The sequence below is a fragment of the Zavarzinella formosa DSM 19928 genome (genome assembly GCF_000255705.1).
Taxonomy (GTDB): domain Bacteria; phylum Planctomycetota; class Planctomycetia; order Gemmatales; family Gemmataceae; genus Zavarzinella; species Zavarzinella formosa.
Window position 1 is genome coordinate 380834 of sequence record NZ_JH636446.1, and the last position, 1731, is coordinate 382564.

Here is a 1731-nt window from a genome sequence, read left to right on the forward strand (position 1 = left end):
CACCCTGAACCTCATGGGCACGGCTGACATCACGGAAAGACCGGACACCACCGCCTCCTCCGGTCAGGAAACGGTCACGGGAACAAGCAGCCAGGCAGAAGCGCCCGACACCACCGCCGCCACGGCCAGCGAGAACATCACGGGAGCGGCGCCGGCCACGGAAACCGATGACAACATCACTGCCACGGCGAGTCTGGCCTTTGTGGGAACGGCAAACCTAAGCGAAGCCGACGACATGGCCAATGGGTCTGATTCGGGGGTTGTCAGCGGAGTTTTGGCAACCATCGAAGACGGGGACATTGGCGACGGCTCGGCATTGCTGAAATTCATCGGCTCCGCAGCGCTGATCGAATCGAACGATAACTCCTCGGCAAGCGGATCGGCCGCCTTCGATGTCACCGGCATGGCTTCGCTCTCCGAGGATGCGGACACCGCCGATGGCGAGGCGCTTATCCCCACGGGTGAGAATGTCGTCATCGTGGCCGCCGAATCACGAATCATCACGGTTGACACTGACACCCGCCTGACGGTCGTCTGCGGTGAGGTCCGCATCGTCACCATCTCCTCCGAGCGCCGGATCATCGACGTTCCCTCCGAACGCCGAATCTTCGCCCCGGCGGCGGAACAACGGATCATCCGGGTCGCCGCGTGACCGAGTCGTTCATCAAGGACCCCTCGGCGCGGCTGGACTATCAGATTGACTGGTCCGACTGGCTCGACGACGAGACTATTGCCGTGTCCGTCTGGACCGTCCCGGCCGGCATTATCCAATACGGCTCCGCGACCAACACCGCCACGTCGGCCACCATCTGGCTGACCGGGGGGACGCCGGGGACCGATTATTCCATCGTCAACCAGATCACCACCACGGAGGCTCGCATCAATCAACAGACCCTCAAGCTGCTGATCCGGGAACGGTGATGGATTTCTCCGTCAAGATCGAGGGGCTGGACCGGCTGGAGCAAACGACCCAACGCATCCGCGAGGCCGTCGCCGCCGAACTCGCCGCGGCCATGTATGCCTCCGCGAAAAAGATCGAGGCCGAGGCCAAACGGTCGATTGCCCAGGGAGGAAAAACCGGCCGCCTCTACAAACGCGGCAAGAACGTCTTCCATCGGGCCTCCGCCCCCGGCGAGGCTCCGGCCACCGACACCGGCCTGCTGGTCAACTACATCCGGGGCGACCTGGATCGCGCGGGCCTTTCCGAGGGTGTTCTGGAGGGAAAAGTGACCGTCGGAGTCGACTACGGCAAGATGCTGGAGTTCGGCACGCAGAAGATCGCCCCGCGTCCGTTCCTGTTTCCCGCCTTTGAAAAGTGCAAGGCCTGGATCGCTGACCGGATCAACGCCGCCGTCCGCAAGGGACTGTCATGAGCAGCCCCGACAACGCCCTGCAAGCCGGGATCTTCACACGGCTCGTCGGATATGCCCCGCTCGTCAGCGCCCTGGGATCGGCCAAGATTTACGATCACGTCCCGCAGGACATCGACGCCCCGTATGTGGTGATTGGCGACGACACGACCCTCGACTGGGACACCAAGAGTCGGGACGGCTGGGAGTTTACGCTCACCCTCCACTGCTGGGATTACCAGACGGCCGGACGCAAGTCGGTCAAAAACATTCTTTCGCTCATCCATGACGCCCTGCACAACAAGCAGGCCAGTGTCACCGTTTCGGGATTCACGCTCGTAATGCTCCGCAGGGAGTTTCAGGAGACGTTCCAAGAGACCGG

Annotated in this window: 4 protein-coding genes; all 4 read left to right on the top strand. The window is 62.7% G+C overall.

Annotated features, from left to right (window positions below; genetic code table 11):
- On the top strand, window positions 1-652 hold a 652-nt coding region (locus BGIM_RS54225; RefSeq protein WP_162136323.1), incomplete at its 5' end, for a hypothetical protein.
- On the top strand, window positions 649-921 hold the full coding sequence (locus BGIM_RS0136375) for a phage fiber-tail adaptor protein (RefSeq protein ID WP_020474565.1): 273 nt from the start codon (window positions 649-651) through the stop codon (window positions 919-921). The genes BGIM_RS54225 and BGIM_RS0136375, both read left to right, overlap by 4 nt.
- Window positions 921-1373: an HK97-gp10 family putative phage morphogenesis protein gene (locus tag BGIM_RS0136380; protein WP_020474566.1), complete on the top strand. Its 453-nt coding sequence runs from the start codon at window positions 921-923 to the stop codon at window positions 1371-1373. The genes BGIM_RS0136375 and BGIM_RS0136380 overlap by 1 nt, the downstream gene beginning before the upstream one ends.
- The coding region (locus tag BGIM_RS54230; protein ID WP_238537791.1) for a DUF3168 domain-containing protein at window positions 1370-1731 on the top strand (362 nt) is incomplete at its 3' end. The genes BGIM_RS0136380 and BGIM_RS54230, both read left to right, overlap by 4 nt.